A 26,211-nucleotide genomic window follows, 5' to 3' on the forward strand; every position below is an offset into this window, starting at 1 on the left:
AAGGAATAGAGGAAAGCGACGTTTTTTGCCTGAAATCCTGGCTCAGCCTATGCTTGCTGGGCAAACACACGATTTTGCTATGGATGACCATTGGGAGCGGGATAGCTCATGAACTCCTTTTTGCCTGACACCACATCGGTGACGGACGAAAATCTGCTGCCGCGCATGTTGCGGGTGGCGCAACATCTCAGCGAGCAGCGGGATGTACCGCGCCTGCTGCAGGTATTGCTGGATGAGGCTCTGTACCTGTGTGAGGCGGATACCGGCTGGGTGTGGCTGTATGCAGATGGCAAGCCTGAGCCGGGGTTGAGCTGCCTGTGTCGCCGGGCCGGTGATGCGTTCCTGCATGAGGAGGCCAGCCTGTTCTGTCCCATGGCGCGCAAAAGCGGTTTGCCCGAACAGTGTTATGAAGACGGCAAGCCGCTGGCGGTGGATCTGTCGGAAAGCGCCCTCAGCGAGGAGGACCGGTATTTACTGGATGCGCTGGCCCCGGATGCTGGCGGCTTGCGGCTGTGGCCCCTGCGCAATCATGAGGGCATGGTGATCGGGGTGCTGCAGCTGGCCTATAACCGCTCGCTACCGGCCCGTTTGCACCGGCTGGGGAAACACAGCGATCTGATCTTCCAGTCCCTGCTGACCTACGCGGGGATTGCCTTGAGCAATCTAAGCCAGGTGCAGGAGCTGAAGGAGCTGCTGGATGCCTTTATCAAGGTGCTGGCCCAGGCCATTGATGCCAAGAGTCCGCACACCAGTGCCCACTGTCAGCGGGTGCCGGTGATTACCGAAATGCTGGCCCAGGCGGCCTGTGAGGATAATGCGGACTTTGCGGACTTTTCCCTGGATGAGGACGGCTGGTACGAATTGCATGTGGCGGCCTGGTTGCACGACTGCGGCAAGCTGGCCACGCCGGATTCGGTGTTGGACAAGTCCACCAAGCTGCACACCCTCCATGACCGTATCGACGAGGTGGCCAGTCGCTTTGCCGCCCTGCGGGCGGAAATCCAGTTTCGCTATGAAAAGGCCTGTTTGCTGGATCCCGCCGACGAGCCAGCCAGCCGTGAACGCATGGAAGCAGAAATCGGTCAGTTGAAGGAAGATCTGGCGTTTCTGGAGCGCATCAATCGGGGCGGAGAAGCCATGGCCGAGGCGGACCAGCAGCGGGTGCGGGACATCGCGGCGCGGCGCTGGACCGATGCCTGGGGCCAGAAAAAGCCCCTGCTCACCGACGATGAGGTTTACAACCTGTGTATCCCCCGGGGCACGCTCACTCCGGAAGAGCGGCAAATCATCAATGGCCACATGGATGTGACCCTGGACATGCTCGGGTCACTGCCGTTTCCGCCCAAATTGCGCCAGGTACCGGAATATGCGGGCGGCCACCATGAAAAAATGGATGGCACCGGTTTTCCACTTGGGCTCACCCGTGACCAGATGTCGATCCCGGCGCGGATCATGGCCATCGCCGATGTGTTCGAGGCTCTTACCGCCAAGGAGCGCCCCTACAAGACACCGCTGAAGCTCAGCGAAGCCCTGGCCATCATGCAGCGAATGCGCGACAACGATCACCTGGATCCGGACCTGTACCGGTTGTTTATTCGCTCCGGGGTGTGGCGTCAGTACGCCGCAAAACATCTGGATCCGGTGCAGCTGGATGTGGAGGATGGCAGTGCTTTTCTGTGATGGGTTTTCTGTAGGAGCGTCGCTGGCGGCGCGATAGCCAGAGCGGCGAAGTGCGAGGAGCGAGTTTCGAAAGGCAGACCTGAAAAACGGTGGGGCCTGCTGATTGTCGCTTCCCGTCATTCGTCACTCGAGACGGAATGTATCGCGCCGCCAGCGACGCGCCTGCGGAAAGACGACCGAATGTTTTCTTGAGGTTTCCTGTGCGTATTACTCTTGCTGTATTGCTCTGCCTGCTGTCATCTGTGTCCCTCGCCAGCGAGTGGCTGCTCTCTCTGGAAGGCCAGCGAACCCAGGGGGCGCTGTTGCGTGGGCAGGTGGCAAGTGGGGTGACGGTCAAACTGGGTGACAGGGCGGTACGGACCACACCGGAAGGATTCTTTGCCGTTGGTTTTGGCCGGGATGCCGACCTTGAGCAAGTGTTGACGCTGGAAAAGCAGGGCAAGGCACAGCAAGTGCCGGTAATCCTCAGCAAGCGTGAGTACGATATCCAGCGTATCGAAGGGGTGCCGCAGCGTACCGTGGAGCCGCCACCGGAAGCGGTGCTCAAGCGGATTCGTCGCGAGGTGGCGGAAATCAAAACGGCGCGGGACACGGACTCTGCCCTGCTGGCCTTTCTCAGTGATTTTCAGTGGCCGCTCACGGGCCGTATCAGTGGTGTCTATGGCAGTCAGCGGGTTTACAACGGCAAGCGGGGCCGGCCCCACTATGGTGTGGACGTGGCCCGGCCCACCGGCACTGTGGTGGTGGCTCCTGCGGACGGGGTGGTGACCCTGGTGCAGGGCGATAATTACTATTCCGGCGGCACACTGATCCTGGATCATGGCTACGGGGTTTCCTCCACCATGATCCACCTCAGCGAGGTGTTGGTGGAAAAAGGGCAGGCGGTCAAGCAGGGCGAGCCGGTGGCCAAGGTCGGCGCCTCCGGTCGCGCGACCGGGCCGCACCTGGACTGGCGATTGAACTGGTTCGAGGAGAAGCTGGATCCGGTGACGGTGGTGGGGGAGATGGAACAATAGTTGACAGTTGATAGTGGACAGTTGACAGCTCGCGGCGAGTGCTTGCTATAACCGAAAGCCAAGAGGCCGCGCTCAAAAGTTTTGGGCGCGGCCTCTTCACGTTAAAAATCAGACAACCTGTTCCGCGTAGCTGTCAACTGTCCACTATCAACTGTCAACTAACTCAACATCTCCACCAATCCCTGACTATTCGTCATCGCCACCCGGTTACGGCCAGCGCCTTTGGCCTGGTAGAGGGCCTCGTCAGCCTGTTTCAGGAGTTCGGCGCCATTGCTGGCGCCGTGGTCGGAGCAGGCGACTCCCACGCTGATGGTGACCACCTGGCTGACCCGGGAGCCGCTGTGGGGCAGGCCCAGTTGTTCAACCCGGTTGCGCATCCGCTCCGCAAACACCAGGGCATCATTGAAGCTGGAATCGGTAAGGATGATAACGAACTCCTCGCCACCATAGCGGGCCACAAAGTCCGTGTCGGCCTGCACCATCGAGAGGGGGACATGGGATATTTTCTTCAGGCATTCGTCCCCGGCCGGGTGGCCGTAGGTATCGTTGTACTGTTTGAAAAAATCGATATCGAACAGCAAAAGACTGATGCGTTCCGGGGCATCCGGATTGCCCTGCTTGTGCAGGTGGAACAGGTGATTGAGCCGGGACTCCATGCCTCGCCGGTTGATGCAGCCGGTGAGGCCATCCACGGTGGCCTGGTTTTCCAGTACCAGGTTTGCGGAGTGAAGCTCGTTACGGTGTTGGTAAAGCACGTGCTCGGAGAGGAAGTGCTGGCGCAGCAACCGCTCATACACGTACTGGCCAAACAGGCTCATGCTGGCAAAGGCCAGGGTTACCATGGTCAGGGTGATGGATTCGAACGGGGTCCGCTCCGGATTGGCCAGCAGTGTGGCGACCATGGCGCCGATCATCACGGTGGAACTGAGCAGGGCGGAGTAGAAAGGCACCCGCACGAGGATGCAGATCATGATGATCGACAGGGGCGTATGCAGGAAGAAGGTGTAGGCAAGAGGGTGATCCACATGTACACCCAGATAATTGCCAGTCAGGGCGATGGCAAACGCCAGTGCCAGAGTGGCCGGGTGCAGCCATTCCCGCCACTGGAGTTTGCGGGCAAGAATCACGCAGCCGCCGGCCAGCATCAAGGTGAAGAGTCGGGGCCGCCAGGAATTACTGATCACATCCGTGCCGATCCACGACTCGATCAGCATGGCGGTGGCAATCAGGGTGGAGACCAGGCCCAGCGCCCAGGGGGCGACCTTTGACACACTGGCCAGAAAATAGAGGCGAAAGTCTTTTTCCAGCGGCTTTGGCAGACGCAGGTGCCACGGCAGTTTGATGTCACTGCCGGTGGGGAGCGGGTTATGTCTCTGGGGGGCGGTCACGGCCGATAGGGCTCCTTTGTGTCCGTGCGTCGATGACGGCCATGTTTCATCATAGAGTATGCCGGCTATGGAAAAAAATCACAGGCGGCCAACGGCACATTGTAAGGACAGAAGGCGGTTTGCATTCAGTCCAGCAGAGCCAAAAGTGCCTGTCGCTTACCGGCAGGCAGACGCCGGAAACGTTCCAGCAGGTACGCTTCTTCCTGGCCGTCAGGAATTGCCGGTTCGCCATGGGGCAAGGTGGCGGGCCAATTGCTGAGACTGTGTTGCAAGCGGGCAATGATCTCCGCATTCATGCTTCGATGGCTGAGACCGGCGGTTTCCGCGACACTGGCCCGCATGCCATTGGGAAATCGAACCACGAACTTCTCGGCTCGCGTGGTTGCGCTGCTTGTCATAGTAACCTCTGAATCACACCTGCGAACAATAAATCAGCCTCTATATACAGGGCGGCTGTTCCAGACAACACGACAGGGTGTAGCGTTAACAGTGCATTAGACCTTACGCATTTTTTTGCCTTTAGGCGATACTGGCAGCTTGCCATTAAGCCTCAAACAGCGACCCGGTTAACACCGAAAACGGTAAAAATTGCTTTTACATTGCAATGTTTTCACGCAGACCTCACGACGTGGCGGGATTTGCCCGGATATTGTCTGCTTTTGGAGGCTTAACGCGTTGCCATGTGACACCCCGCATGCCGCGCTATAGAATCCATTTCGGTGATGTTTTATTAGGTGGCAATTCATATCATGAATATTGGTGCGGCTGACCTGAACCTGCTCAAGTACCTGGATGTGCTGCTGCGCGAGCAGAATGTGACCCGGGCGGCAGAACAACTGGGCATTACCCAGCCCGCCATGAGCAATTCCCTCAAGCGACTGCGGGAATTATTCGGTGATCCCCTGCTGATTCGGACCAGTGACGGCATGACCGCCACGGAACGTGCCCAGGAACTGCGCCCGTTGGTGCGACAGATCCTGTCCCAGGCGGAGCAGCTGTTCACCCCGGAGGATGTGTTCCAGCCCTCGGAAAGCCGTCGGGTGTTCCGCATCATGACCAGCGATTATGCGGAGGCCACCCTGGTGCCCCACATCGTGCGGCGCCTGCGTGCGGAAGCCCCGCACGTGGTGCTGGACTTCCTGACCCCTTCGGACGTGAGCTACCAGGACATGGAGCAGGGTCGGGTGGACATGGCGGTGAACCGGTTCAACGAGATTCCCGGTTCCTTTCACCAGGTGAGTCTGTGGAAGGATTCCTTTTCCTGTCTGCTGAACCGGGATAACCCCATTGCCGGTGATTTCAATCTGGACAGTTACCTGTCTGCGCAACATATCTGGGTCTCGAAGACCGGTTTCGGGGTGGGGTTCGGCATGAATCCGGAAAAGCTCGGCGGCCTGGGCTGGATTGATCATGCCCTGGAGCAGTTGGGCAAGAGCCGCAAGATCAGCATCTTTACCCGTCACTACCAGATGCCCGCCTTGCTGGCCATGAACAACGACCTGGTCGCCACTCTCCCCAGCCGGGTGGCGCGGATGCAGGCTCAGAACGAACGGCTGCTGATCAAGGAGCCGCCTTTTGATATTCCCCAGTTCGAACTGAAGATGGCCTGGTCATCGTTACTGCACCACAACGTGGCCCATCGCTGGTTGAGACGGCTGATTCAGGAAGAGGCGGAAAGTATTCTGGCGGAGGAGTAGCTACGAGCGACGCTCCCGGGATAGGGCAAGCCTGAAAAGCTCCTCATGCGCTGAGATATCTACGAAGCCGCTTGTAGGAGCTATGCTTGCATAGCGAACCGCGCTTGCGCGGAAATCGCCCGTAGGGCGATCAGGCATTTCAGCGCGCGTCAGATTGCAGAAAGAACGGCTGACGACAATCCTCTGTTGCCTCGCTACGCTCGGTTCGCACCTGCAAGAGGTGCTCCTACATTCAATCGCGCCGCCAGCGACGCTCCTACAGCCTCTGGGGCGCGGTTACGGGTGCAGTCTTTCCCGCGTTACAGCTTGAAGCTCATAGCTAGCCGTTGCTTCTCAAATCACCGCCGCCCCACTTAGCCAACCACTGTGGGCCTTGCCGGGCAGGTTTTCCCCGGCTTCGGCGATGGCGCCTTTGCCCACGCCCTCAAAGGCCCGCACGCGAAAGTGTTTGCCGGGGGCTTCGGTGGCCAGCTGCTCGGCAATGTGGGCGGCCAGCTGTTCCACGGTGGTGTCGGTGTCCACCAGATAGCAGTGGTCCTCAGGGATGACCAGCTCGAAATGCCCCTGGGGCGCATCGTAGCGAAAGCGGTGGTGGGGGATTTCGTCGATGTAGTAGGTGCCTTCCAGGTCCTCTTCGGTACCCAGGTAGATATCTTCCCAGCGGTCCGCCCAGAGTTTTTCCCAGTAGCGGCTGCGGCGGCCATTTTCGAAAATGTGGATGCCGGAGCGATGGCCATGGGCAATACGCTGGCAGTTGCCGTCGTGTTTCTTCAGGCCATGGGAATAGTGATAGAAGGGGGCCGTGCCGGTATCTTCCTCGCGCAACACGATGTGCACTTCCGCCACATTTTCCGGTACCACCTGCTGCACCAGGTCCATCAGGAACAGGGTCAGGTTGGCCTTGGAAATTTCCGGGCCGTTCATCAGCAGCAGGCTTTCGCTGGGCGCCACCATGCGGATGGTGCCACCCCGGTAAAGCCACTCCAGGCTGGTGTTGTTGTCCCGTTCACTCACGGTAGCGTGTTCACTATCCACCGGCACCAGCAGGCGATGATCCACGCTGTCGTCGATGATCTGCTTGATGCGTTTTTTGATATGGCCGAAGTCGAACACCATGCCCTGATGATCCAGGTCGCCGGTGAGTTCCAGATCGACCAGCCAGGATTCACCGACCATGCCGCGCTTGGGATGCAGATAGGAGAAATCGGCGACGGTTAAATTTTCGACAAAAAGTGTGGCCATGCGGTTCCGGTGGAATCAGGTTGGGTTTCGACAGACTGTCTCCTGAGTCCATGACGTCATCATGGCGCGTCATGCGAGCCTGACGTCATGGATTCAGGTGCTATAATGCCATTATTCTGGTCTGCCGCTAAGGTGCACGTCACTCGCAGCGAGCATTTTACGAGCAGTTAGCGTGCGAGCTGTGAACCGGGGCACACCTTGTGCCGGAGAAATCGTTCATTCCTGCCTATCCGGAGCGTTACCCACCATGGCTGAAACCCTCTTTTCCAAGATCATCGACCGGGAGATTCCCGCCGATATCATTTTCGAAGACGACCAGTGTCTGGCTTTCCGGGATATCAATCCCCAGGCGCCCACCCACTTCCTGGTGATCCCCAAGAAACCGATTGCCAAGCTGTCCGATGCAGAAGTAGAGGATCAGGCGTTGCTGGGCCACCTGCTGCTGGTGGCCAGCCAGGTAGCCGGGCAGGAGGGGCTGGAAGATTTTCGCCTGAACGTGAACAACGGGGCCGGTGCCAGCCAGACCGTATTTCACCTGCATGTGCATGTGTTGGGGGGGCGTCCGTTCAGCTGGCCTCCCGGTTGAGGGATGCCTGGACGGGTTGCTGATGGTGCAAGGATTTCAGGACAGATCATGAACTACCTGGCGCATCTCTCCCTGGCCCAGCCCTCGGTGCCCTCCAAAGTCGGCAATGTGCTGGGGGATTTCATGCATGGCGTGGAACGCTCCCGGCTCAGTGCGCCGGTCCGTCGGGGCCTGGACAACCATCGTCTGGTGGACCGGTTTACCGATCACCATCCCTGGGTGCAGGCCCAGCGTCGCACCTTTTCACCGGACCGTCGCCGCTTTGCCGGCGTGGCCCTGGATGTGCTGTTTGATCATTTTCTCTGGCAGCACTGGGCGGCGTTTTATCATCATGATCGGGAGGCCGCCATTCGCCGTCACTATGCGCATCTGCAATCCGGCCTGCCGCTGATGCATGCGGCCATGCGTGAAAGGGTGGAGCGGCTGATCGAACACGATCTGCTTAATCAATACCGGGATCTGGCGCGGGTGGGGCAGGCACTGGATGTGATTGCCGGGCGCATCCGTTTTGCCAACCGCTTCGCCGGCATCATCGAGGAAATCGCGCCTCGCTATGCGGCGCTGGAGCAGGGATTCCTGGATTTCTACCCCGAGCTTCAGGAAGAGGTCAAGGCCGCACGGGTGGAGGAATCGCTCTCTTTGTAGGAGCTATGCTTGCATGGCGAAAAGGATCCTCTGCTTGCAAGGTTCTTCCTGCGAACCTGAAGCCCCTTCCGCCATGCCGGCATGGCTCCTGCGGGAAAGGCGTTATCTCAGTGGTGAGATTCTCACAGCGTCGGCAGGTCCAGCTCGGCCATGGTGTCGAAATACAACTCTTCCGCCAGCTTCTGGTTGCGTGCCCGTGGCGAACGCAGGGCCGGTTTGTGGTTGGCGAAGTATTCCCCGGTGATGTCAGCGTACTGCGGGTCCAGCGCCAGGCTCACCGGCAGGGTCGCCGCCTTTTCCGGAGTGGTAAGGGTGGGGCGGATCAGGGCCATGGCCGCTTTGGGCACATGACGGAAGATCGGCGTGTCCACGCCGCCGGGGTGCAGCGCATTACTGGTAATGCCGATATCCCGCAGGCGCTCGGCGAGCACATTGCTGAACAGGATGTTGCCCAGCTTGGACTGGCCATAGGCATCCATCACCAGATAGGGCTTGCGGCCGCGCCAGGTGTTCTTGTTGATCCGTCCCAGCCAATGCGCCACGGAGGCGACGTGCAGGATGCGTGGCTGATTTCCTTTCTTCAGCAGCGGCAACATCAGGTGGGTGAACAGCACCGGCGCCAGATAATTGACCCCGAACTGCATTTCATAACCCTCGCGGGTGAATTCCTGCTGAGTGGGCACGACGCCGGCGTTATTGATCAGCACGTCCAGCTCGCCCAGCTCGCGGTATATCATCGCGGCGTTGTCGCGGACATTCTCCAGATCGGAAAGATCCAGCGGGAACAGCCGGACCTTGGCGTCAGGATGGCGATTCTTGATGCGAGCAATGGCAGCCTGGCCCTTGGTCTGGTCCCGGCAGGCCAGTGACACTTCTGCGCCACGGCCGACCAGTTGCTCGGCGGTACAGTAGCCGATGCCGGAATTGCCGCCAGTAATCAGGACACGCTTGCTCATGATTTGCTCCGCAGTGGTTTGCGCCAGCTTACCAGTATGAGTGCGTCCTGTGAGGCCAATCTAATGCGGGGTGCGATCAATCCAGTCGAGGATGTCATCAGCCACCTGTTGCCACCGGGGACCCTGGAGCAGCAGGTGAGGCCCTTCAGGATAGAAGCGGTATTCGCCCTGGTTTGCCAGGTGGTCGTGAAGATGGCTGATCCCGGCCGCAGGCACGGAGTTGTCCTTGCCGCCGTAGAGCAACAGTGACGGTGTCTGGATCGAGGGCGCCCGGTCGCTGGCGCTGTCAGCCAGCTTGATCAGACCCCAATAGGCATCCATGCGCACATTACGGATCACCCGGGGATCCGTTGCCAGCCGCTGGGCGCTATGGTCTGCCAGGTGCGGATCATCGGGGCGGCGGTCCACGGTCAGACGATATCCCGGGGCCAGGAAGGCGGCGCTGGCGATGGCCGCATTCCAGCCATAACGCAGGCGAATGCCTTCACGTACGGCGGGCCCGGCCAGCACCATGCCGGCGACTTTGTCTGGCACCTCCAGGGCTGCCAGGATCGCCACGGCGCCCCCCAGGCTTTCCCCGACAAGGAACACCGGACGTTGATAGCGTTCATAGAGTTGCTCGATCTGGAAGATGGCTTCCGAGACCAGTTGTTCCTCCCCGGCCCATTGGCCCTGCTGGATTCGGTCGCCGAATCCGGCCTGGTCATAGCTGACCAGCAGGTGTCCATGATCCGCAAGGTAAGGGCCCAGCGCCTCGAAGGCGGCGCCGTAGTCACCGAAGCTGTGCAACCCCAGTATCACCGCATCGGGCTCCCCGGCGGGTTGCCATTGGCGCAGGGTATCGGTGAGGGGCGCAGGGGCAGCCGTATCCTCCGCCCTTTTGTCGGAAACCAGGTTGCAGGCCGACAGCAGACCGTGAAGCATAACAAGTGTGACCAGACGGAGAATCATCGAATGAGTCTAGCAATCCGCCCGCAACGGCGAGTGAATGCCTGCGCCTTTACCCTGGCATTGCTGGCGGTGACCTGGCTGGTGGCGCGTTGCGAGGCGGATACTGCAACCCCCGCTGCAGCGGACACGGTGACCATGACAGTGACTGCCACGGCGTACAATTCCCTGCACGGTCAGGGCGCCGGTGCGGACCATGCCCTGGCCGCCTGGGGCGATCGCCTCACGCCGGGCATGAAGGCCATTGCGGTGTCACGGGATCTGATCCCCCTGGGGCTGGACTACAATGCCGAGGTGCAGATTGAGGGCTTGCCCGGGACCTGGCAGGTGAAGGACAAGATGCACTGGCGCTGGAAAAAGAAGATCGATATTTACATGGGTGAGGACATACAGGCGGCCAGGCAGTGGGGCCGCAGAAAGGTGACGATTACCTTCCTGGCACCTCAGGACGAGCCGTAGCTTGACCCCCCGGCTGTAGGAGCGTCGCTGGCGGCGCGATTCTGACTTCATTTATCGCGCCGCCAGCGACGCTCCTACGGAGAAGCTGCGTCAATCCCGGCTCAGGAACTGCAGCAACAGACGTGTCGAGCCGCTGGGCAACGCCTTGTCCAACAGCTTCAGCAGCTTGAAGCTGAGCCCCACCGGGTTGTGCACCGGGACTTTTTCGTTGGCGGCCTGCCAGACCTTTGCCACCACGTCGTCGGCACTCAGATTGACGCCCATGCGGTCCAGTATCGGCGGACGGAAGCTGGCTTGCTCCACCATGGGGGTTTTCACGAACGGGGGCATGATGTCCACCACACGAATACCCTGTCGGCCCCATTCGATGTTCAGCGCTTCGGTGAGTGAGCGCACGGCGAACTTGCTGGCGGAGTAAGAGGCGAAATGTGGCACACCATAAAGGGCTGAAGCGGAACTCATATTGATAACCGCCGCCGCCCGGCTTTCCTGAAGGAAAGGGTGGGCGGCCAGGCTCATGTTGATCAGCCCGGTCACGTTGATATCGATGATCTGCCTGTGCTGCTCTGCGCTGATGGACTCGAAGGGTCCCATGCGCAGGATGCCGGCACAGTTGAACAGCACATCGATGCAGCCGTCTTCGGCAAAGTCCCGGCAGGCGTGTTGACAGGCAATGCTGTCGGTCACATCCAGTCGCCGGTACCAGCTGTGGTTCAATGTGGCCGCCAGCTGGGCCAGCGCAGTGTCGTTCACATCCGTGAGGCCCACCCGCCAACCGTTGTCATGGAAATGTCTGGCGGTGGCCAGGCCGATGCCGCTGGCGGCACCGGTGATCAGGATACGTTTCATGCGCTGACATCCTTCCAGTGTTTATGGATAAACCGGGCGCAGGTCATCAGGGCCTGGTCCGCATCGGCCAACACTCCGGCATGGAGCTGGAAGTCATGCCAGCGTTGCGGGTGGACCTGCAGACGGGCTGGCGTGCCCGCGTCGTTCAGGGCGCTGCACAGACGGTGGCTGTCGTTGAGCAGGATCTCGTCGCTGCCGGCCTGAATCAGTACCGGGGGCAGACCGGTCAGGTCGCCATTGAGGGGGGAGCAGGCCGGCCGGGCAGGATCTTCACCGCCATAGGCGTCAGCGGCGCTGGCCAGCCAGGCCGGGCTGAGCATGATGTCCCGGTCGGTGTCGAAAAGATCGTTGAGGCTCAGGTCCACCCAGGGCGAGATCAGGATGGTGCTGCTGGGCAAGGCGGTTTTTTTCGCTTTCAGTGCTTGCAGGGTGGCCAGGGCGAGGCCGCCGCCGGCGGAATCGCCGGCAATCACCAGGGTGGCAGGGTCCACCCCTTCTGCTAGCAGGGCATCGTACACGGCCACGGCATCCTCGATGGCGGCGGGGCAGGCATGCTCCGGTGCCAGCCGGTAGTCCGGAACCACCACGCGGGCATTGGCGAATTTCGCCAGGTGTGAGGTAACCGAGCGGTGACTTTCCGGGCTGCCGGCCACATAGCCACCACCGTGCAGGTAGAGCACGGTGCCCTGGGCATTCAGGGGCGCGTAGTGGCGACAGGGCACGTCACCCAGGGGCGCGTCATGGCTGGGCACATCACGGGCGACCAGAGTGGTCTTGGCCATGATGTCCATCCAGCGGCGCTGCGTCTTCACGCTGAAGCGCGGGTTGGCCACCGGTTTGAACAGCATGGCCAGGGACTGACGCAGGGCGCCGGCCAGTACTTGCTGGGTGCCGGACTGGGCCCGGCTGATTCGATCAACGAAGGAGGTCATAGTCACTCAGGTCCAGGGTCCGTGTCTGGCGGCGGTAGTCGAAGGTAAAGCCGGGCCAGTTGTTGGTGTTCTTGCCACTCTCGGTCTTGTACCAGCTGTGGCAGCCCTTGTCCCAGACGGTATTGCTGATCTTGTCCTGCACCGTCTTGTTGAATTCGTCCTGTACCCGGTCACGCACTTCCAGTGCCTTGATGTCCTGTTCGTCCATCTGCGCCACACATTGCAGGATGTAATGAATCTGGCTTTCCAGCATGTAGATGATGGAGTTGTGGCCCAGGTTGGTGTTGGGGCCGTAGAGCATGAACAGGTTGGGAAAGCCGCGCACGGTGATGCCCAGATAGGCCTCGGCGCCGTCTTTCCACACCGCATTCAGATCGGCTCCATCACGGCCGGTAATGGTCATGGGGGTGAGGAAGTCGGTGGCCTTGAAGCCGGTACCGTAGATGATCACATCGGCGTCGTGGTGGGTGCCGGTGCTGTCGGTGAGGCCGCTCTGGTCCACCGAGCTGATACCGTGGTTGATCACTTCCACATGGTCCTGGGCCAGGGCCGGGTAGTAATCGTTGGACATGAGGATGCGCTTGCAGCCCATGGGGTAATCCGGGGTCAGCTTTTCGCGCAGGACCGGGTCCTTGATCTGCTGCTTCAGGTGGCGGCGGAACAGCCACTCGTACACCTTCATGGCTTTCTGGAAGGAGGTGAAACCCAGGGCCCGGGATTCATTGGTGGCATAGATGCGCAGCCGGTCCAGGGTCTGGGTAATCGGCGCCTTGCTCAGTACCTGATGCTCCAGTTTGCTGTAGGCGCGATCCGGTTTGGCAATCACATGGGCAGCGGAGCGCTGGAACAGCTTTACCTTGCCGGCCACCTTGGCCACTTCCGGCACGAACTGGATGGCGCTGGCACCGGTGCCCACGACGGCCACGGTCTTGCCGGTCAGGTCCACGTCGTGGTCCCAGCGGGCACTATGGAAATGGGCGCCGCCGAAATCCTCGATACCGGACAGCGGCGGGTAGGCGGGCTGGTTGAGCTGGCCGGTGGCGGTGATCAGCACCCGGGTGGTCAGGGTGTCGCCATTGGTGAGTGTCAGCTCCCAGATGCCATCTTCGTCACGGTAGTGGGCCTCGGCCACTTCGGTGTGGAAGCGGATGTGCCGGTACAGGTCGTACTTGCGCGCACAGTATTGCTGGTAGGCGAAGATTTCCTGTTGCGGTGCGAAGCGGCGGCTCCAGGGGTAATGGCGCTCGAAGGAAAACGAATACAGATGCGAGGGCACATCGCAGGCGGCGCCGGGGTAGGTGTTGTCACGCCAGCAGCCACCCACGTCGTGGCCTTTTTCAATCATCAAAATATTCTCTTCGCCCAGGGCTTTCAGGCGAATGGCCATGCCGAGTCCGCCGAAGCCGGCACCGATAATCACCACGTTGTGGGTCACTTGCATGGTAAACATCCCGATAAACATTATTGAGGATCACTCTAACGGGACGGATACGCCTTGTTTATGGCATTCTGGGACATAAAATTGTGGGAAACGGACATTTCATGGATGTACGTCGAGCTATCACCAGTGTGCGTCTGCAGGTGGCCTACGCCGCCGAGCATGGGCTGGCCCCCGAAGCCTGTCTGTCGGGCAGTGACATCGACCCGGCCATGCTGCACCGGCCGGAAACCACCATCGAGCGGGCCCAGGAGCGGCGAGTGGTTGAGAACCTCTGCGCACAACTGGGGGATCCGGTCCGGCATGGCCTGGCAATGGGGCAGCGTTATCACCTGAGCAGCTACGGAGTGTGGGGCTTTGCCCTGCTCAGTAGCCCCACCCTCCGGCAGGCGGTGGAGCTGGGGGTGCGTTATCTGGATCTGACCTTTGCCTTTCTGGATATCCGACTCGATGAAGTGCAGGGCGAGGCGGTGTTGATGCTGGAAGACAGCGGGCTGCCGGAGACCATTCGGCCCTATCTGCTGGCGCGGGATGCCAGCGCCGTGATGATGATCCAGGAAGAGTTGTTCGCCAGCCGGATTCCCCTGTCTTACCTGGCCCTGCGTTTACCGGCTCAGGAGCCGGCGCCGTTTACGGCCATTTTTGGCCTGCCCCCCCGGTTCGATCAGTCACACAACCAGGCTCGCTTTGTGGCCGGTCTGCTGGATATGCCCTTGCCCCAGGCCAACCCGGTCACCGCCCGGCTCTGCGAGGAGCAGTGCCAGCAATTACTGGTGCAGCGCTATCGGCAGGGCGGGGTGGCGTTGCAGGTACGTCGGCGCCTGCTCAGCCAGCCGGGCAGCTTTCCGGGTATGGAAGCCATGGCGTCCGCCCTGGGCGTCACCAGCCGCACCCTGCGTCGTCAGCTGCAAGCAGAAGGTACCGGGTATCGGGAACTGCTGGATGAAGTGCGGCGGATGCTGGCGGAACAGTGGTTGATTCTGGGCGGACTGGGCATGGAAGAGATCAGTGAGCGCTTGGGATTTTCCGAGCTGTCCAACTTCAATCACGCTTTCCGCCGCTGGACCGGCCAGACCCCGGCCCGGTTTCGGCGCGAGCGGCAGAGGAAGTGACGTGTTATCACAGAGGTTTCTTGAATAGGCTGTAGGAGCGTCGCTGGCGGCGCGATTCTGGCCTCCTTCATCGCGCCGCGAGCGACGCTCCTACAGCAAGGGTTGTTAACGAAATCAGGCTGCTATGCGCTCAGGCACTTCAAGGCATCGCTGGCAGCGTCATTTCGCCTTCCTTGTCGAAAGACAGCGGCAGCGGTACGCCGGCAACGCGGGCCTTGCCCACCAGTCGATACTGCAGGGGCTTGTCCTGTTGCTGCTGGATGTTCTGTAACTGCTTCAGGCTACTCAGCAGGCTGGTGGTAATGGTGGTGTTGACCTTGGCATCGCCCATGGCGGGCAGGGTCACGCTCTCACCGGTGAGGCCGCGGGCAAATTTTTCCCCGTTGATGAAGATCTCGTAGTCGAGACTCTTGAGGGTCAGCTCCCGATCGTTGGGGTTGCGGGCCCGCAGGGTCAATCCCCATTCCTGCTCGAACAGGCTGATGCTATTGAGGGCAATGCCCGTAACGCTGACCTCCGGAGCTTCCAGTGATCCCAGTGTCTGGCAGCCGCTTGTGATCATGGCAGCCATGATCAGCCAGATGGCAGCAATCTTTCTCATTCCCTAACTCCTTTGCATGGGCCCGGTTAGAGGCAAGCATAGCGGGAAAGTTGCATCAATGAAGCAGGCGGATGAGTTGGCGCGGAGAGACAGGATAGGTGCATGCCGAACGGCCCGGTCTCCCGCCACGCCACCGCGCCCCTGGCGGGGCGCGCATGGCGCGGCATCCTGATCGGGCCGCCGGCATGGATGCCAATACACGAGGTGTATCGACCTTTTGATAGTGGCGCGGATCGGCGGGGTGTGGCAAGCGACAAGTGTGACAATTTTGTATCTGTTACCAGGGGAGCGTGTCCCCCTGCCAATTGATAAAGCGGCCACTCTGTTCCGGGGTCGCCCTGTCCAGCTGCTGGGTCAGTTGTTCGGCTACCCATGGTGGCGAGAACAGCTTTCCTTCCGGTACCCGGGATTGAAAAGGCGCCGACAGGGGGGTATCCGTTGTTCCGGGGTGCAGGGCAAGCACCGTCAGTTTAGGGGCCCGACGGCGGGCTTCCACCGCGAAGGTGCGCAATAGCTGGTTCAGTGCCGCTTTGCTGCTGCGATAGCTGTACCATCCGCCAAGATGATTATCGGTGATGCTGCCCACCCGGGCGGAAATGGCGGCAAAGACTGCCGGTTGCTGGCGAAGCAGTGGCAGCAGCCCCTGGGCCAGCAATATGGGGGCCCAGGCGTTCAGACGGAAGCTGTATTCCAGGTTTTCTGCGCAAAGATCTTCCAGGCGCTTTTCCGGGGAACGATTGTGACCGGAGTCGTACAAGACACCGGCGCAGTGGATGACACGGGACAGATGGTCGGTGTATCCGGCGGTGGCCGCAGCCAGTGAGGCCGGCCCCTGGGCGGTTGCCAGATCTGCCGGGATCAACCTCAGGCGGTCATTGTGGTCGTTCAATGTTGCCAGTGGAGAGTGGTCAGGCTGCCGGCTGCTGGCAATGACGTGGTCTCCCCGCGACAGATGCAGGTGGGTGAGCGCCAGGCCGATACCGGAACTGGCGCCGGTAATCAGTACCGGGTAGGGAAGGGATTCGCTGGTCATGGCGGAAGAATCGCCGTTAGTCGGACAAGCTGACGTGAAGAGCGGATCAGTTGTGACAATCACAACAGTCAAAGGGACATGGCTATGGTAGATTCACAAAAAACCATCAGGATTGGGGGAGCGCAATGCGCCGTGTAGTAGTGTTGCTGTTGATGTTGTTTGCCAGCCAGCTTCATGCCGCCGAGCTGGACAAGGAACTGGCGGATTTCAAACGCGACGTGCTGGAAGTCAATAAACGCCTGTTGCTTCTGGAAGAGGAGTTGCTGTTCCCTGCGGATACCCAGGTGGGCATTTATGTGTCGCTGGATGTGGGCCATTACTTCCAGCCGGACAGTGTGACCCTGGAGCTGGATGGTGAAGTGCTGGCCAGCCACCTTTATACCGAGCGGGAATTGCGTGCCCTGAAAAACGGGGCGGTGCAGCGGCTGGCACTGGCCAACGTAAAGAACGGCGAGCATGAGATCGTTGCTTTCGTGACCGGTATGGGGCCAGAGGGCCGCGAGATCCGCCGGGGTGTGACCGGTCGATTCGACAAGCGCCATGGTCGCCATTTCGTGCAGCTGCATATCGAGGACGATAAGGCCAAACAGCAGCCCCGTCTCCTGTTCCGTGACTGGCGCTGAGGCGAGCATGCTGAAGTGGTCTGCCATGGTGTTGATGCTGGTCAGCTCACTGGCCTGGGGACGGCTGGATAAGCCGCATCAGGTACAGGAACTGGCCTATGGGGAAGTGGCCTATCTCTACCTGCAAGGCGACTATTTTGCCGCTTTGACCCGGGCACAAATGGCCCTGGAGCGGGGGGAGGTGGATGTGCACCGGGCCGACCTGGAGGTGCTGCTGGGAGCCATGTACAGCGCCTACGGTATGCCGGAGGATGCTGAGCGTGTCTTCAGTGCCCTGCTGGATCAGCAGGTCAGTGGCGAGGTGGCCCAGCGAGCCTGGATTCATCTGGCCGGTCTTTTCTACCGCCAGCAAAAATACCAGCGAGCCCTGGAGACCCTGGAACAGCAGGTGGGTACCCCTCCTGAAGGCTTGCAAGAGGTCTACCTCAGTCTGCGGGCACGGGTCTTGATGCGCCTGGGCCGCTATGAGAAGGCGGCGGAATCCCTGGATGCCTTTGCTGAAAATCACCCGCTCAATGCCTATCTGCGATACAACCTGGCGATCAGCTGGATCAATGGCAAGCACCCGGGGCTGGGCCAGGAATGGTTGTGGGAGCTGGCCAATCTGCCGCCCGGCGCACCGGAAGTGAATGCCATCAAGGACAAGGCCATGCTGGCCCTGGCCATCTACATGCTGCGCAGCGACCAGGAAGACCGTGCCCTGCAACTGCTTCGTGACGCGCGCCTGGAAGGGCCCTTTGCCGATGTATCCCTGTTGCTTTATGCCCGTGCCCTGCTGATCGAGAACCAGCCGGCCCGGGCCCTGCCGGTGCTGCAGAAACTGGACCGGCAATCAATTCAGCGCTCCACGGTGCAGGAAGCGCAGCTGGCCATCCCTTACCTTTACGAGCAGATGGGCGATCAGCGCTCCGCGCGTCAGGCTTTCCAGACCGCATTGGAACGTTTTGACGGGCTGGAGCAATACCTGCTGGAGGTGGAGGCACGCATTGCCAGCGGCGCCTGGTTTGAGGAAATGGTGGGTGAGCCCCGCTGGTCCACCGCCATGGACCCGGTGCCGCCGTTTCTGCCGAAACGGGTAAAGAGCTTCCCCACGTTTTATGAATGGTTTGCCACCACGGAATTCCAGCATGGTTGGCACAATTATCACGAGCTGATGCGTCAGCGGAATCTGCTCACCCAATGGCAGAATACCCTGCCTGCCATGCAGACCATGCTCGCCGCCCATGAGCGAAAGCATCAGCAGGTCAGACCCCAGGCGAAGGCCCTGCTTCGGGAGTTGTCCCAGCAGGATTTTCAGGAGCGCCTGACCCGATTGCAGCGAGACTATGACACGGCGGTATCCGAGCAGGACCCCCTGCCGTTTGCCACCGACAAGGAGCAACGCCTTTGGGAGGCCCAGCAGGAAGCGGAGCGCAAGACCCGTGGCTGGGGCAAGCGCAAACGGCCGGATATGACCGCCAAGCTGGATTTCTACAAAGGCATTCTGCTTTGGGAAATGCAGGAGGATATCGTACCGCGGCAATGGCAACGAAAGCAGGAGCTCAGTGAGATCAGCACCCTGCTGGATCAGACCCGGGTGTTACGCAGCCGGGTCATGGTGGCCAGCAACCGGGTACAGCGGCTGGAATACTTCCGCCAGGAACTGCCCGCCCTGGAGCGGGAGCTGGCCAGCTTGCAACAGCGTGGTGAGCGACTCATGCGCCGTCAGCAGTACTCGCTGCAAGCCTCGGCGTTTGAACAGGTCACGGTAACCCGCAAAAGACTGAAACGGTTCAGTGCGGCGGCCCATGAGGGGCTGGCGGATCTGTATAACAAGGCGTTGCGCAATCGCCGGGAGCCGGCGGCGGCTGCCAGTGGTGTCGAGGCGCCGGTAGAGTAGGCGCTGACACTCTTGTCGCCTGGCGCTCAGGGTGCCGAGGACAACCGGGGTAGCGGCTTTATGGCTGCCTTGCTGATGGACAACAGATTGATGGCAGGGCATGGCCATGGATGGATACGGGGTACTGTTACTGATACCGGTAATGATGCTGCTGGCGGCGCTGCCCAGTACCAGTGTGGCGCTGGTGGTGGTGAGTTCTGCCCGACTGGGCGTGGGGCACGGCCTCTGGGTCGCTGCCGGTATTGTGGTGGCAGATCTGCTGTTTGCCGGCCTTGCCCTGTGGGGCATGACCGAATTGGCGCGGCAGCTGGGTGGTTTTTTTTCGCTGGTCCGAATTCTCGCCGGGCTCTGGCTGGTGTGGTTCGGCATCACGCTTATCCGCAGTCGTGACACAACCGTCAGCGGCGCGTCCATCAGGGGGAGTAGCAAGGTGGCCAGCTTTCTGGCCGGGCTGGCGGTCACCCTGGGCGATATCAAGGCGATGGTGTTCTACGCGAGCCTGTTTCCCCTGTTTGTGGATATGCACACCCCGGCTGTCGGGTATCTTGTTACGGTATTGCTGATTACGGTTTTCAGTGTGGGTGGCGTTAAGGCCATCTATGCGTTGCTGGCCGAGCGGATTGCCCGTCACCGTCATCCCCAATGGCGAAAGCCCCTGAACATGGTCGCCGGCTGCACCATGATTGGCGCCGGCACTTGGCTGGTAGTCCGCCCCTAGGAGCGAAACGGGAATAGCGGGGAGGGGGAGTGCCGCCTATTCCGGTGCGGTGAGATCGTTGGAATAAACCACGTTACCGCGGCGATCGATGATGATGGCGGAGGTGTTCGCCAGCTGATTGATCAGCGCCAGACCTTTTTCCACTCCCAGCACAAAGACACTGGTCGAGAGAGCATCTGCGTCCAGGCTGTTGCCGGCCAGTACGGTAACGCTGGCCAGGCCATCAACGCTCTTGCCGGTTTGCGGCGACAGGATATGGTGGATGCGGCGGCCATCACGGATAAAGTAGCGCTGGTAGTCGCCGGAGGTGGACATGGCCAGGTCGGCGATGGGCAGTCGCATGGCCACCTTTTCCCGATTACGGGGATGCTGGATGCCGACTTCCCAGGGTCGCCCCCGGTGGTCGCCAAGCACATAGCTGTCGCCGCCCAGTGACAACCAGGCATGGGCAATGCCTGCTTCTTTCAAAAGCGCGATGCCCCGATCAATCGCATACCCCTTGGCGATGCCGCCCAGGTCGATGCGGGTGCCGGGAGAACGAAAATGCACGCGATGATCCGGTAGCAAGGCAATACGGTCGGCGCCGATGTGACGTGTGGCATCGGCCAGCGCTGTCTCATCCGGTGCCTTGCCTTGCCGATAGTCATAGAGATGACCGGCACTGGCAAAGGTGATATCGAAGGCGCCGTCGGTGAGCTGATAGAAATAGAGAGACCGTTCCAGTAGCTGGTAAAACTCCGGGCTGATGGTTTGCGGTGCCTTGTGCCCCAGCCGGTTGAGCCGGGCAAGCTCGCTATCGTCCACCCAGGGGGAGAGCAACTGGTTGAGCCGTTCCATCTCCGTTTCCAGTTGCTGGAACAGGTCGGTGGCATCGTCTTCGGACCACAGGGAGACGCTTGCGCGGGTGCCCATCACATCCCAGTGGTGCTGTTGCCAGTTGGCGTACACGGGGAGTGACAATAGCAGCACAAGGCAGGCAAACAGTGCGCGCAGCAGGTGGGGGCGAAGCATCAGCGTATCCGGGACCAGTGTGTGGATGTTGGCGCTTTGCCAGCAAAGCGCCAACGGTGACGGTCAGGTAATGGTACCACTGACGATGGGCTCGAAGGCGGTGAGCCGGTCCATGGAAGCGCTGTTGCCCAGACTGTGATTGGGGAACTTCTCCGAGAACAAGCCCTGCTCACCATGAAGCGCCATGTAGTTAAGCCACACGGTCTCTGCCAGCAAGTTCACGTTGTTGGCGGCCGGGGTGCCGGCGGTCTCCACCGAGGCATCCGGGCGCATCCAGCCCAGCTGCTGATGCTGTTCGGCGGTGCCGCCTACGGTATTCAGGGTGGGACGTCCGTTGGGGTTGTAGACCAGGAAGAAGGATGCCGCGGTGGAAGAATTATCGCCGGTCCATTCGCCCTTGCCACGGCCCTCCGCGGAATCATCAATGCGCCCGTTGCTGGCCACGGAGCCATCACTGAACACATAGATCATCAGTGGTACCCCTTTGCGGCGGGCGTACTCCAGGCAGGCGCCCATGCAGCGTCCGGCACGGCGGTCACGGATTTCGCCGGTGCCCCGTTCGCCGGTGTGATAGTCAAAGCCGCCCATGCTGATACAGCCGGCACCGGCGTAACCGTTGACGACCAGTTTCATTACCGAAGCGGTTTTTTCAAATTCCCGATCGTTGAGTTCGGCGTCCGAGAAGATGCTGAGGATGTCCATGTCCTCACGGATATCCAGGGTGGAAGGATCGCCGTAGCGGTCGGTGATATCGGCCGCTTCCACATAACCACAGCGCAGCAGGTTGCGCAGGTTGTCGCGGCGGTTGGCATCGGTCAGGCCGCTGTCGATACGGTCGATGCGCTTGTGGCTGATGCGGGCGATGGACTCCATCACCGACACCGCATCCGCCTGATCAAGCAGGCCGACCAGTTTGCCGGTGTCTACCAGGCCGGTCACATCCGAGCGGCGATCGATTTTGGTGGGGCGGGCCGAGGCAATGATGGAGCGGTCCGGCGCCATGGAGTTGCCGCCGGAGACCGAGCTGCGCGAACCAATCAGCGAAAGCAGTTCGCCGTCGGCGCCCGCGTTGAAGATACCGTACATGGGGTTGTGAGGATTGTTGGCGGTATCGTTTTCCGAGCGCGCCGGAATCACGCAACCATTCACGTTGCCGACGGCATTCTGTGCCTTGTCCAGGATGCCCAGCAGGAAAGGCGAATCACTGTGAAAAGCCAGCCCAAGATCCGTGTTGATGGTGTTCGGATCATTGTTGGGTGCCATGTTGCCGGGCAGGCCCAGCTTGGAGTAGCCAGCACTGCTGAGAAAATCCTGTTGTCCGCCCTGGCCCCCCACCAGCACGTTGGAGCCGGCGATGTTGGCGCCGCCAGCCAGATCGAAACAGATAAAGGGAATCTTGCCGGCGCCGGCGGCAGCGATACCGCAATCGGTTTTCATCCCTTCCAGGTCGCCGGACAGAGCGGCCATGGCCTCGCGGGGATTACTGAACAGCCCGAACAGGCCCACGCTGCCGAAGGCGGCCCCGGTGATCAGGCCGCGCCCCAGCATGTCCCGGCGGCTGACCGGCTTGCCATGTCCCAGGTTCAACAGCGGTGCATCCGGGTGCAGGGGCTGTCGACGTTTTCTGAAAAAGTTACGTTTCATGATTCTGTCCCCAAACAGGCTCTATTGCATCAGCATGGTGGCGCTGCCCAGCATGGCCGCACAGGCCGCCTTGGCGGCAGTGGCGGTGCGTTCCACGCAGTCGCTGCTGCACTGGGTCAGGTTGGTATCAAATAGCAGCTGTTCCAGTTCTCCTTCCACATCGGCGCGGGCCGGCTGGTCGGCCTGACCATTGCCGACCATGCGTTCGAATAGCGGTGAAATCACCCAGTCACGCCATTGCTGAGGGGTGATGGTGTTGGCGCCGGCGTTGTAGTTGAGCCCCACGAACAGAGGGGGAATGGCGGCATCATTGGTGCGTTCGGCCTCCACCAGCGCGTTGCAGTATTCGATGGCTAACTGGGCGACGCCCACCTGGTGAGCAGTGAGGAACGCCTCGATGTTTTCCTCGCTGGGCAGTTGGGTGCGCAGGCGCTGGTAAGTGTCGGGCACATCGCCGTAGCCTTCCGGGACCCGGGTAAGGGTGCTCATGGTGGCGTTGATTTCCGCAAAATTGCGGAGCCCGGCAAGAGGTTGCTCTCCGTATTCATTGGGTGTCAGCGGCAGGGGCTGTGGTTCGGTGTGAACATGGGTATGGCTGCCTAGGCGTTCGAAGGTCAGGAAGAATTCGTCATTGTCCTGACCCTGTTCCACCGGTAGCAGGGTGCCCAGGCGTGACAGGGTTTCCCCCTGTTCGCTGTAGCCGTCACCACCGATCTGCGTATCCAGGGTGGCGAAGGCTTGCGCCACGTCCGGCACCTGGCCGTTGATGCCCAGCCGCAGGCCGGCCAGGGGAACTTCATCACTGACAATGTCCTGTTCCAGGTTGATGAAGTAGGGGGCGGCGAACAGGTAGCTGAAGTTATCAAAGCGGGACACTTCAAACACCACATAGGCACCGGGTTGATCGATCAGGTGGCCAATATAGAACGGCAGGAAGTAACGCTCGCCCACGCCGGCGTCAAAGTTGGTACGAATCTGCGCTTCGGTGAGGGCGCGGTTGTGGATGGCTGCAAAGCGGATCACGCCTTCCCAGGGCCGGTCACTGGAGGCTTCATTACCCAGCACCAGGGCAAAGGTGTCATCCCAGGTGTTGAGAAGGGCGGGGGTGACCGGGTCAGTGGCACCATTACGCACGCCATTGATGTAGATCTGCCGGCCGTTTACCGGATCGAAGGTCACTGCCACATGCTGCAGGCTGGCCTGCAGCGGGTCATCGGCGGTGTCCAGTGCCGGTTCGCCGTTGCCGTCGGTGGCTTCGCCGATTCGCTGAAGTACCTGATAGTTGCTGCCGCTTTGCGCCAAGGTCAGGTTGCGGGCGTCCGGGCCGGCGGAGTAGCTGATGATGTGCGCATCATCCTGGCCGGTGCTGGCGGGTACCAGCCAGGCTTCCAGTGTCAGCTCGCCGGTGGCACGGATCATGTCGCTGAGTTTCTTGCTGGTGGCCGTGCTGCCCTGGGCCTTGCCGTTGTTGAGGCGGATGCCCCAGCCGCCTTCCCAGGTCACGTCGCCGCTGAACTGGAGGTGAATGGCCGGGTCCACGCCGGAGCTGTCAAAGGCGGTCAGGCCTTCGCCGGTCTTGAATTCATAGCGGGCGATGATGTTGCTTTCGTAGCGGCCGCCACCGGCAGCCAGGGTGCCGTCGTCCACATTCAGTGACTTGCTCAGCACCAGGTCGCTGTCCGGCGCGGTGGGGATAATGGCATCCGCCATGGCACGAATGGCATTTTCCATGGCCTGGGCATCACTGTCGCAGTCGTCGCTCCAGCAGTTGTGGCTGTCTTCGCCCAGGCGCTCGACCAGTCGGCTCAGCTCCGGGCTGTTCAGGTCTATTTTGCTGCGCGCGGCAATGTAGGCCTCGTTCACGTCATCCGCGGCCAGGTAGGGGCCCTGCGGAGTGTTGGCGTCACTCTGGTGGCAGTCGCTGCAATGGTCATCCAGAAGCGGGTAGACATGGGTCTGGAAGAGACTGGGATCCTGGGGGAAGTTCTTGCTGTTTCCCGGGTCCTTGATTGGCGGTTCTTCCAGTTCCGTGGTGCCGCCGCCCAGTCCCAGGCTTTCGCCTGCCCAGGCGCTGATCCAGGTGCTGATCTGGTCGGCACAGAACTGCGGGTCGGATTCCCAGCAGTTATGCCCACCGGCCACTTTCTGAACCATCTGCGAGGACGCAGGCTGGTTGAGGTTGATCAGCGGGTTTGCCGCTGAATAGGCCTGGTTGATATCGCCGGTCTGCAGGAAAGCCGGTTGCTGGTCACGGTGACAGGCGCCGCAACGCTGTTCACTGACCAGGTTATTCCAGATGTAGATCTTGAACGCGGAGACGTCGGCGTTGCGCGGCGCCGGGCCATCATAATTGACGTTGTTGTTGCCGCCACCATTGTTGCGATTCGGGGTGGTGTCGGAGCCGCTGCCGCTGCCGCCGCAGCCGCTGATCAGTGCGGCACAAAGTACGCTGACAAGTGGAAGATATCGCATCGCCTCAGTCCCCCATGCAGTAGGTGGCCGCATCGGCAAACAGCGTCTTCATGCGGTAGTTATCATTTTTGAACTGACTGGTCATGCTGGCCAGTTGGGCGGTGTCGTTCCCGTCTGCGGGCTTGCGCAGGCAGACGGCCTCAAACACTTTTTCTGCCTGGCAGGTAGCAAATACCTCGCTGTGGGCCAGCTCCCGCCCCAGGCTGGCGGCGCCACTGCCGCTGCCGTTCAGGTTCGGGTCCCAGCCCAGGTTGGCATTGGGGCCTTCACGCCAGTAATTGTCCCAGCTGTCGTCGGGGGTGATGTAGCCCCAGGGAAAGTTGTTGCTGTTGATCAGATATTTGCCTTGCACCCGGGTGCCGGTGTCCGGGTCGGCACTGGTGTTGTAGACCATGCGGCCACCATCCCCTTCCTGGGGGCCTTCCCAGTCGTAGTAGGCAAATCCCTGGGCCAGTGGGTCCATGCCACTGTGACAGCTGATGCAGTTGTTACGGAAAATCCGGCTGTCGCCGCCCGGGCTGCGGCTCACATCCTGGCGGATGCGGTCGGAGGGGCGGGTGGTGTCCTGGACCTGTTCCAGGTCTCGGCAGAGATGGTTCATCAGGGTAAAGCGCAGCATGGCCCGATTGGTGCCGGCATAGAAAAAGGCATTGGCAGCGGCACGGGTGGTCAATACACCGGCCACAGCCTGGGAGGGGGTGCCGTACTGGCTGGCCTGGCTGCTGGCAGAAAGCACCTGGGCCAGGTTGGCGTGCTGGCTCTCCAGGTTGCGGTAATGGGCATTGCTGTCCGCAGAGGCTGGCGGACTGACGTTGCCCACATAAAGCAGGTCATCGTAAAGAATGCGGCGAAAGTCCAGATCGTCGCGAATCGCGCCAATCACCGTGGCGGTGTAATCATTCAGGGGAGCGAACACATCCTGGGCTTCATTGGTCCAGGGTGTGGCGAATTGCTTGAGTGTGACGTTATAGAACGCCGGGTGCTCCATGGCCAATTCGGCGGCATCACGGGGGCCGCTGGAGGCATTGCCCTCGATCAGGTTCACCATGGTGTTCAATGTGGCGGCATCCGCCGGCACGCCGGCAAGACGGTTGTGTATGCGTTGCGCCTGGTCGCGACTGTTGGCCATGCCTGTTACAGGCAGGCTCAAAGCCAGCGCCACCAGAAAGATCCCCCGATAGCCTTTCATGGCTGTATCCTTTTTCTTTGTTACGGTGTCGGTTGGTTGCCATTGGTTGGCAGCCCAAAGCGACCGTTTAACAGATTTCCCGTTTCCCGCAGT

General features: G+C 60.7%; 24 protein-coding genes. 10 read left to right on the top strand and 14 right to left on the bottom strand.

The window, feature by feature from the left end; translation table 11 throughout:
- Positions 1-108: 108 nt before the first annotated feature.
- Both C4S63_RS10015 and C4S63_RS10020 read left to right on the top strand, forming a co-directional pair.
- A complete protein-coding gene (locus C4S63_RS10015; protein ID WP_103917479.1) occupies positions 109-1,680 on the top strand; it encodes an HD domain-containing phosphohydrolase in 1,572 nt (523 codons plus the stop codon).
- A gap of 200 nt (positions 1,681-1,880) precedes the next feature.
- Positions 1,881-2,696, top strand: a complete 816-nt coding sequence (locus C4S63_RS10020; RefSeq protein ID WP_234999985.1) for a M23 family metallopeptidase — start codon at positions 1,881-1,883, stop codon at positions 2,694-2,696.
- Between the two features lie 158 nt (positions 2,697-2,854).
- On the opposite strand, the gene C4S63_RS10025 is transcribed toward C4S63_RS10020, so the two are convergent.
- Entirely contained in the window at positions 2,855-4,084 is a 1,230-nt protein-coding gene (locus C4S63_RS10025; protein WP_103917481.1) for a GGDEF domain-containing protein, read from the bottom strand.
- A 125-nt stretch (positions 4,085-4,209) separates the two neighbouring features.
- Positions 4,210-4,482 (bottom strand): Arc family DNA-binding protein, encoded by a 273-nt coding sequence (locus tag C4S63_RS10030; RefSeq protein ID WP_062815829.1) that lies wholly within the window; start codon positions 4,480-4,482, stop codon positions 4,210-4,212.
- Positions 4,483-4,833: 351 nt separating this feature from the next.
- Here C4S63_RS10030 and C4S63_RS10035 point away from each other — a divergent pair, with 351 nt between their 5' ends.
- Positions 4,834-5,781: a LysR family transcriptional regulator gene (locus tag C4S63_RS10035; protein ID WP_062815830.1), complete on the top strand. Its 948-nt coding sequence runs from the start codon at positions 4,834-4,836 to the stop codon at positions 5,779-5,781.
- Between the two features lie 333 nt (positions 5,782-6,114).
- On the opposite strand, the gene C4S63_RS10040 is transcribed toward C4S63_RS10035, so the two are convergent.
- Positions 6,115-7,023 (bottom strand): 6-carboxytetrahydropterin synthase, encoded by a 909-nt coding sequence (locus tag C4S63_RS10040; protein ID WP_062815831.1) that lies wholly within the window; start codon positions 7,021-7,023, stop codon positions 6,115-6,117.
- Between the two features lie 247 nt (positions 7,024-7,270).
- Between C4S63_RS10040 and C4S63_RS10045 the strand changes: the two genes are divergently transcribed.
- Together C4S63_RS10045 and C4S63_RS10050 are read left to right on the top strand one after the other, a co-directional pair.
- On the top strand, positions 7,271-7,609 hold the full coding sequence (locus tag C4S63_RS10045; RefSeq protein WP_103917482.1) for a histidine triad nucleotide-binding protein: 339 nt from the start codon (positions 7,271-7,273) through the stop codon (positions 7,607-7,609).
- Positions 7,610-7,657: 48 nt separating this feature from the next.
- Entirely contained in the window at positions 7,658-8,254 is a 597-nt protein-coding gene (locus C4S63_RS10050) for an ACP phosphodiesterase (RefSeq protein WP_103917483.1), read from the top strand.
- A gap of 122 nt (positions 8,255-8,376) precedes the next feature.
- Here the strand turns inward: C4S63_RS10050 and C4S63_RS10055 are convergent, their stop codons facing one another.
- Positions 8,377-9,210, bottom strand: coding sequence for an SDR family oxidoreductase (locus tag C4S63_RS10055; RefSeq protein ID WP_103917484.1), 834 nt, complete (start codon positions 9,208-9,210; stop codon positions 8,377-8,379).
- Positions 9,211-9,270: 60 nt separating this feature from the next.
- Positions 9,271-10,134, bottom strand: coding sequence for an alpha/beta fold hydrolase (locus C4S63_RS10060; RefSeq protein WP_234999986.1), 864 nt, complete (start codon positions 10,132-10,134; stop codon positions 9,271-9,273).
- Positions 10,135-10,164: 30 nt separating this feature from the next.
- Here C4S63_RS10060 and C4S63_RS10065 point away from each other — a divergent pair, with 30 nt between their 5' ends.
- Complete coding sequence (locus tag C4S63_RS10065; protein WP_062815835.1) at positions 10,165-10,617, top strand: 3D domain-containing protein; 453 nt, start codon at positions 10,165-10,167, stop codon at positions 10,615-10,617.
- Positions 10,618-10,707: 90 nt separating this feature from the next.
- On the opposite strand, the gene C4S63_RS10070 is transcribed toward C4S63_RS10065, so the two are convergent.
- Genes C4S63_RS10070 through C4S63_RS10080 form a run of 3 tightly spaced genes read right to left on the bottom strand, consistent with a single transcriptional unit; the run spans position 10,708 to position 13,839 of the window.
- Positions 10,708-11,466 (bottom strand): SDR family oxidoreductase, encoded by a 759-nt coding sequence (locus C4S63_RS10070; RefSeq protein ID WP_103917487.1) that lies wholly within the window; start codon positions 11,464-11,466, stop codon positions 10,708-10,710.
- Positions 11,463-12,398 (bottom strand): alpha/beta hydrolase, encoded by a 936-nt coding sequence (locus tag C4S63_RS10075; protein ID WP_103917488.1) that lies wholly within the window; start codon positions 12,396-12,398, stop codon positions 11,463-11,465. The genes C4S63_RS10070 and C4S63_RS10075 overlap by 4 nt, the downstream gene beginning before the upstream one ends.
- A complete protein-coding gene (locus C4S63_RS10080; RefSeq protein ID WP_103917614.1) occupies positions 12,382-13,839 on the bottom strand; it encodes an NAD(P)/FAD-dependent oxidoreductase in 1,458 nt (485 codons plus the stop codon). Before C4S63_RS10080 ends, C4S63_RS10075 begins: the two co-directional genes overlap by 17 nt.
- A 101-nt stretch (positions 13,840-13,940) precedes the next feature.
- Here C4S63_RS10080 and C4S63_RS10085 point away from each other — a divergent pair, with 101 nt between their 5' ends.
- Entirely contained in the window at positions 13,941-14,948 is a 1,008-nt protein-coding gene (locus C4S63_RS10085) for an AraC family transcriptional regulator (RefSeq protein WP_103917489.1), read from the top strand.
- Positions 14,949-15,087: 139 nt separating this feature from the next.
- Here the strand turns inward: C4S63_RS10085 and C4S63_RS10090 are convergent, their stop codons facing one another.
- Positions 15,088-15,549: an LEA type 2 family protein gene (locus tag C4S63_RS10090; RefSeq protein ID WP_063508601.1), complete on the bottom strand. Its 462-nt coding sequence runs from the start codon at positions 15,547-15,549 to the stop codon at positions 15,088-15,090.
- 277 nt (positions 15,550-15,826) lie between these two features.
- A complete protein-coding gene (locus C4S63_RS10095) occupies positions 15,827-16,582 on the bottom strand; it encodes an SDR family NAD(P)-dependent oxidoreductase (protein WP_103917490.1) in 756 nt (251 codons plus the stop codon).
- A 125-nt stretch (positions 16,583-16,707) separates the two neighbouring features.
- On the opposite strand from C4S63_RS10095, the gene C4S63_RS10100 reads away from it, so the two are divergent.
- The 3 genes from C4S63_RS10100 (at position 16,708) to C4S63_RS10110 (ending at position 19,802) form a co-directional block, all read left to right on the top strand.
- Positions 16,708-17,205 (top strand): hypothetical protein, encoded by a 498-nt coding sequence (locus C4S63_RS10100; protein ID WP_062815842.1) that lies wholly within the window; start codon positions 16,708-16,710, stop codon positions 17,203-17,205.
- 7 nt (positions 17,206-17,212) lie between these two features.
- Positions 17,213-19,084, top strand: coding sequence for a lipopolysaccharide assembly protein LapB (locus tag C4S63_RS10105; RefSeq protein WP_063508600.1), 1,872 nt, complete (start codon positions 17,213-17,215; stop codon positions 19,082-19,084).
- A gap of 100 nt (positions 19,085-19,184) precedes the next feature.
- Positions 19,185-19,802 carry a LysE family translocator gene (locus tag C4S63_RS10110; RefSeq protein ID WP_103917491.1) on the top strand — a complete coding sequence of 206 codons (618 nt, stop codon included), beginning with the start codon at positions 19,185-19,187 and terminating at the stop codon, positions 19,800-19,802.
- A 36-nt stretch (positions 19,803-19,838) separates the two neighbouring features.
- On the opposite strand, the gene C4S63_RS10115 is transcribed toward C4S63_RS10110, so the two are convergent.
- The 4 genes from C4S63_RS10115 to C4S63_RS10130 form a co-directional block, all read right to left on the bottom strand.
- A complete protein-coding gene (locus C4S63_RS10115; protein WP_103917492.1) occupies positions 19,839-20,813 on the bottom strand; it encodes an FAD:protein FMN transferase in 975 nt (324 codons plus the stop codon).
- Positions 20,814-20,876: 63 nt separating this feature from the next.
- The gene (locus C4S63_RS10120; protein ID WP_103917493.1) at positions 20,877-22,457 is read right to left on the bottom strand and encodes a general secretion pathway protein GspF; all 1,581 of its coding nucleotides are present in this window, start codon (positions 22,455-22,457) and stop codon (positions 20,877-20,879) included.
- Between the two features lie 21 nt (positions 22,458-22,478).
- Entirely contained in the window at positions 22,479-24,929 is a 2,451-nt protein-coding gene (locus C4S63_RS10125; protein ID WP_062815847.1) for a LamG domain-containing protein, read from the bottom strand.
- 4 nt (positions 24,930-24,933) lie between these two features.
- Positions 24,934-26,118, bottom strand: coding sequence for a hypothetical protein (locus C4S63_RS10130; RefSeq protein ID WP_103917494.1), 1,185 nt, complete (start codon positions 26,116-26,118; stop codon positions 24,934-24,936).
- Positions 26,119-26,211 lie beyond the last annotated feature (93 nt).

The organism is Alcanivorax sp. DSM 26293 (genome assembly GCF_900107995.1).
GTDB lineage: Bacteria > Pseudomonadota > Gammaproteobacteria > Pseudomonadales > Alcanivoracaceae > Alcanivorax.

What these genes read in the sequence shown, in the direction of transcription:
- C4S63_RS10015 (WP_103917479.1), top strand. Translation starts at nt 109, where the DNA reads ATGAACTCCTTTTTGCCTGACACCACATCGGTGACGGACGAAAATCTG.
- C4S63_RS10030 (WP_062815829.1), bottom strand. Translation starts at nt 4,482, where the DNA reads ATGACAAGCAGCGCAACCACGCGAGCCGAGAAGTTCGTGGTTCGATTT.
- C4S63_RS10035 (WP_062815830.1), top strand. Translation starts at nt 4,834, where the DNA reads ATGAATATTGGTGCGGCTGACCTGAACCTGCTCAAGTACCTGGATGTG.
- C4S63_RS10040 (WP_062815831.1), bottom strand. Translation starts at nt 7,023, where the DNA reads ATGGCCACACTTTTTGTCGAAAATTTAACCGTCGCCGATTTCTCCTAT.
- C4S63_RS10045 (WP_103917482.1), top strand. Translation starts at nt 7,271, where the DNA reads ATGGCTGAAACCCTCTTTTCCAAGATCATCGACCGGGAGATTCCCGCC.
- C4S63_RS10050 (WP_103917483.1), top strand. Translation starts at nt 7,658, where the DNA reads ATGAACTACCTGGCGCATCTCTCCCTGGCCCAGCCCTCGGTGCCCTCC.
- C4S63_RS10055 (WP_103917484.1), bottom strand. Translation starts at nt 9,210, where the DNA reads ATGAGCAAGCGTGTCCTGATTACTGGCGGCAATTCCGGCATCGGCTAC.
- C4S63_RS10060 (WP_234999986.1), bottom strand. Translation starts at nt 10,134, where the DNA reads ATGCTTCACGGTCTGCTGTCGGCCTGCAACCTGGTTTCCGACAAAAGG.
- C4S63_RS10065 (WP_062815835.1), top strand. Translation starts at nt 10,165, where the DNA reads ATGAGTCTAGCAATCCGCCCGCAACGGCGAGTGAATGCCTGCGCCTTT.
- C4S63_RS10070 (WP_103917487.1), bottom strand. Translation starts at nt 11,466, where the DNA reads ATGAAACGTATCCTGATCACCGGTGCCGCCAGCGGCATCGGCCTGGCC.
- C4S63_RS10075 (WP_103917488.1), bottom strand. Translation starts at nt 12,398, where the DNA reads ATGACCTCCTTCGTTGATCGAATCAGCCGGGCCCAGTCCGGCACCCAG.
- C4S63_RS10080 (WP_103917614.1), bottom strand. Translation starts at nt 13,839, where the DNA reads ATGCAAGTGACCCACAACGTGGTGATTATCGGTGCCGGCTTCGGCGGA.
- C4S63_RS10085 (WP_103917489.1), top strand. Translation starts at nt 13,941, where the DNA reads ATGGATGTACGTCGAGCTATCACCAGTGTGCGTCTGCAGGTGGCCTAC.
- C4S63_RS10090 (WP_063508601.1), bottom strand. Translation starts at nt 15,549, where the DNA reads ATGAGAAAGATTGCTGCCATCTGGCTGATCATGGCTGCCATGATCACA.
- C4S63_RS10095 (WP_103917490.1), bottom strand. Translation starts at nt 16,582, where the DNA reads ATGACCAGCGAATCCCTTCCCTACCCGGTACTGATTACCGGCGCCAGT.
- C4S63_RS10100 (WP_062815842.1), top strand. Translation starts at nt 16,708, where the DNA reads ATGCGCCGTGTAGTAGTGTTGCTGTTGATGTTGTTTGCCAGCCAGCTT.
- C4S63_RS10105 (WP_063508600.1), top strand. Translation starts at nt 17,213, where the DNA reads ATGCTGAAGTGGTCTGCCATGGTGTTGATGCTGGTCAGCTCACTGGCC.
- C4S63_RS10110 (WP_103917491.1), top strand. Translation starts at nt 19,185, where the DNA reads ATGGCCATGGATGGATACGGGGTACTGTTACTGATACCGGTAATGATG.
- C4S63_RS10115 (WP_103917492.1), bottom strand. Translation starts at nt 20,813, where the DNA reads ATGCTTCGCCCCCACCTGCTGCGCGCACTGTTTGCCTGCCTTGTGCTG.
- C4S63_RS10120 (WP_103917493.1), bottom strand. Translation starts at nt 22,457, where the DNA reads ATGAAACGTAACTTTTTCAGAAAACGTCGACAGCCCCTGCACCCGGAT.
- C4S63_RS10125 (WP_062815847.1), bottom strand. Translation starts at nt 24,929, where the DNA reads ATGCGATATCTTCCACTTGTCAGCGTACTTTGTGCCGCACTGATCAGC.
- C4S63_RS10130 (WP_103917494.1), bottom strand. Translation starts at nt 26,118, where the DNA reads ATGAAAGGCTATCGGGGGATCTTTCTGGTGGCGCTGGCTTTGAGCCTG.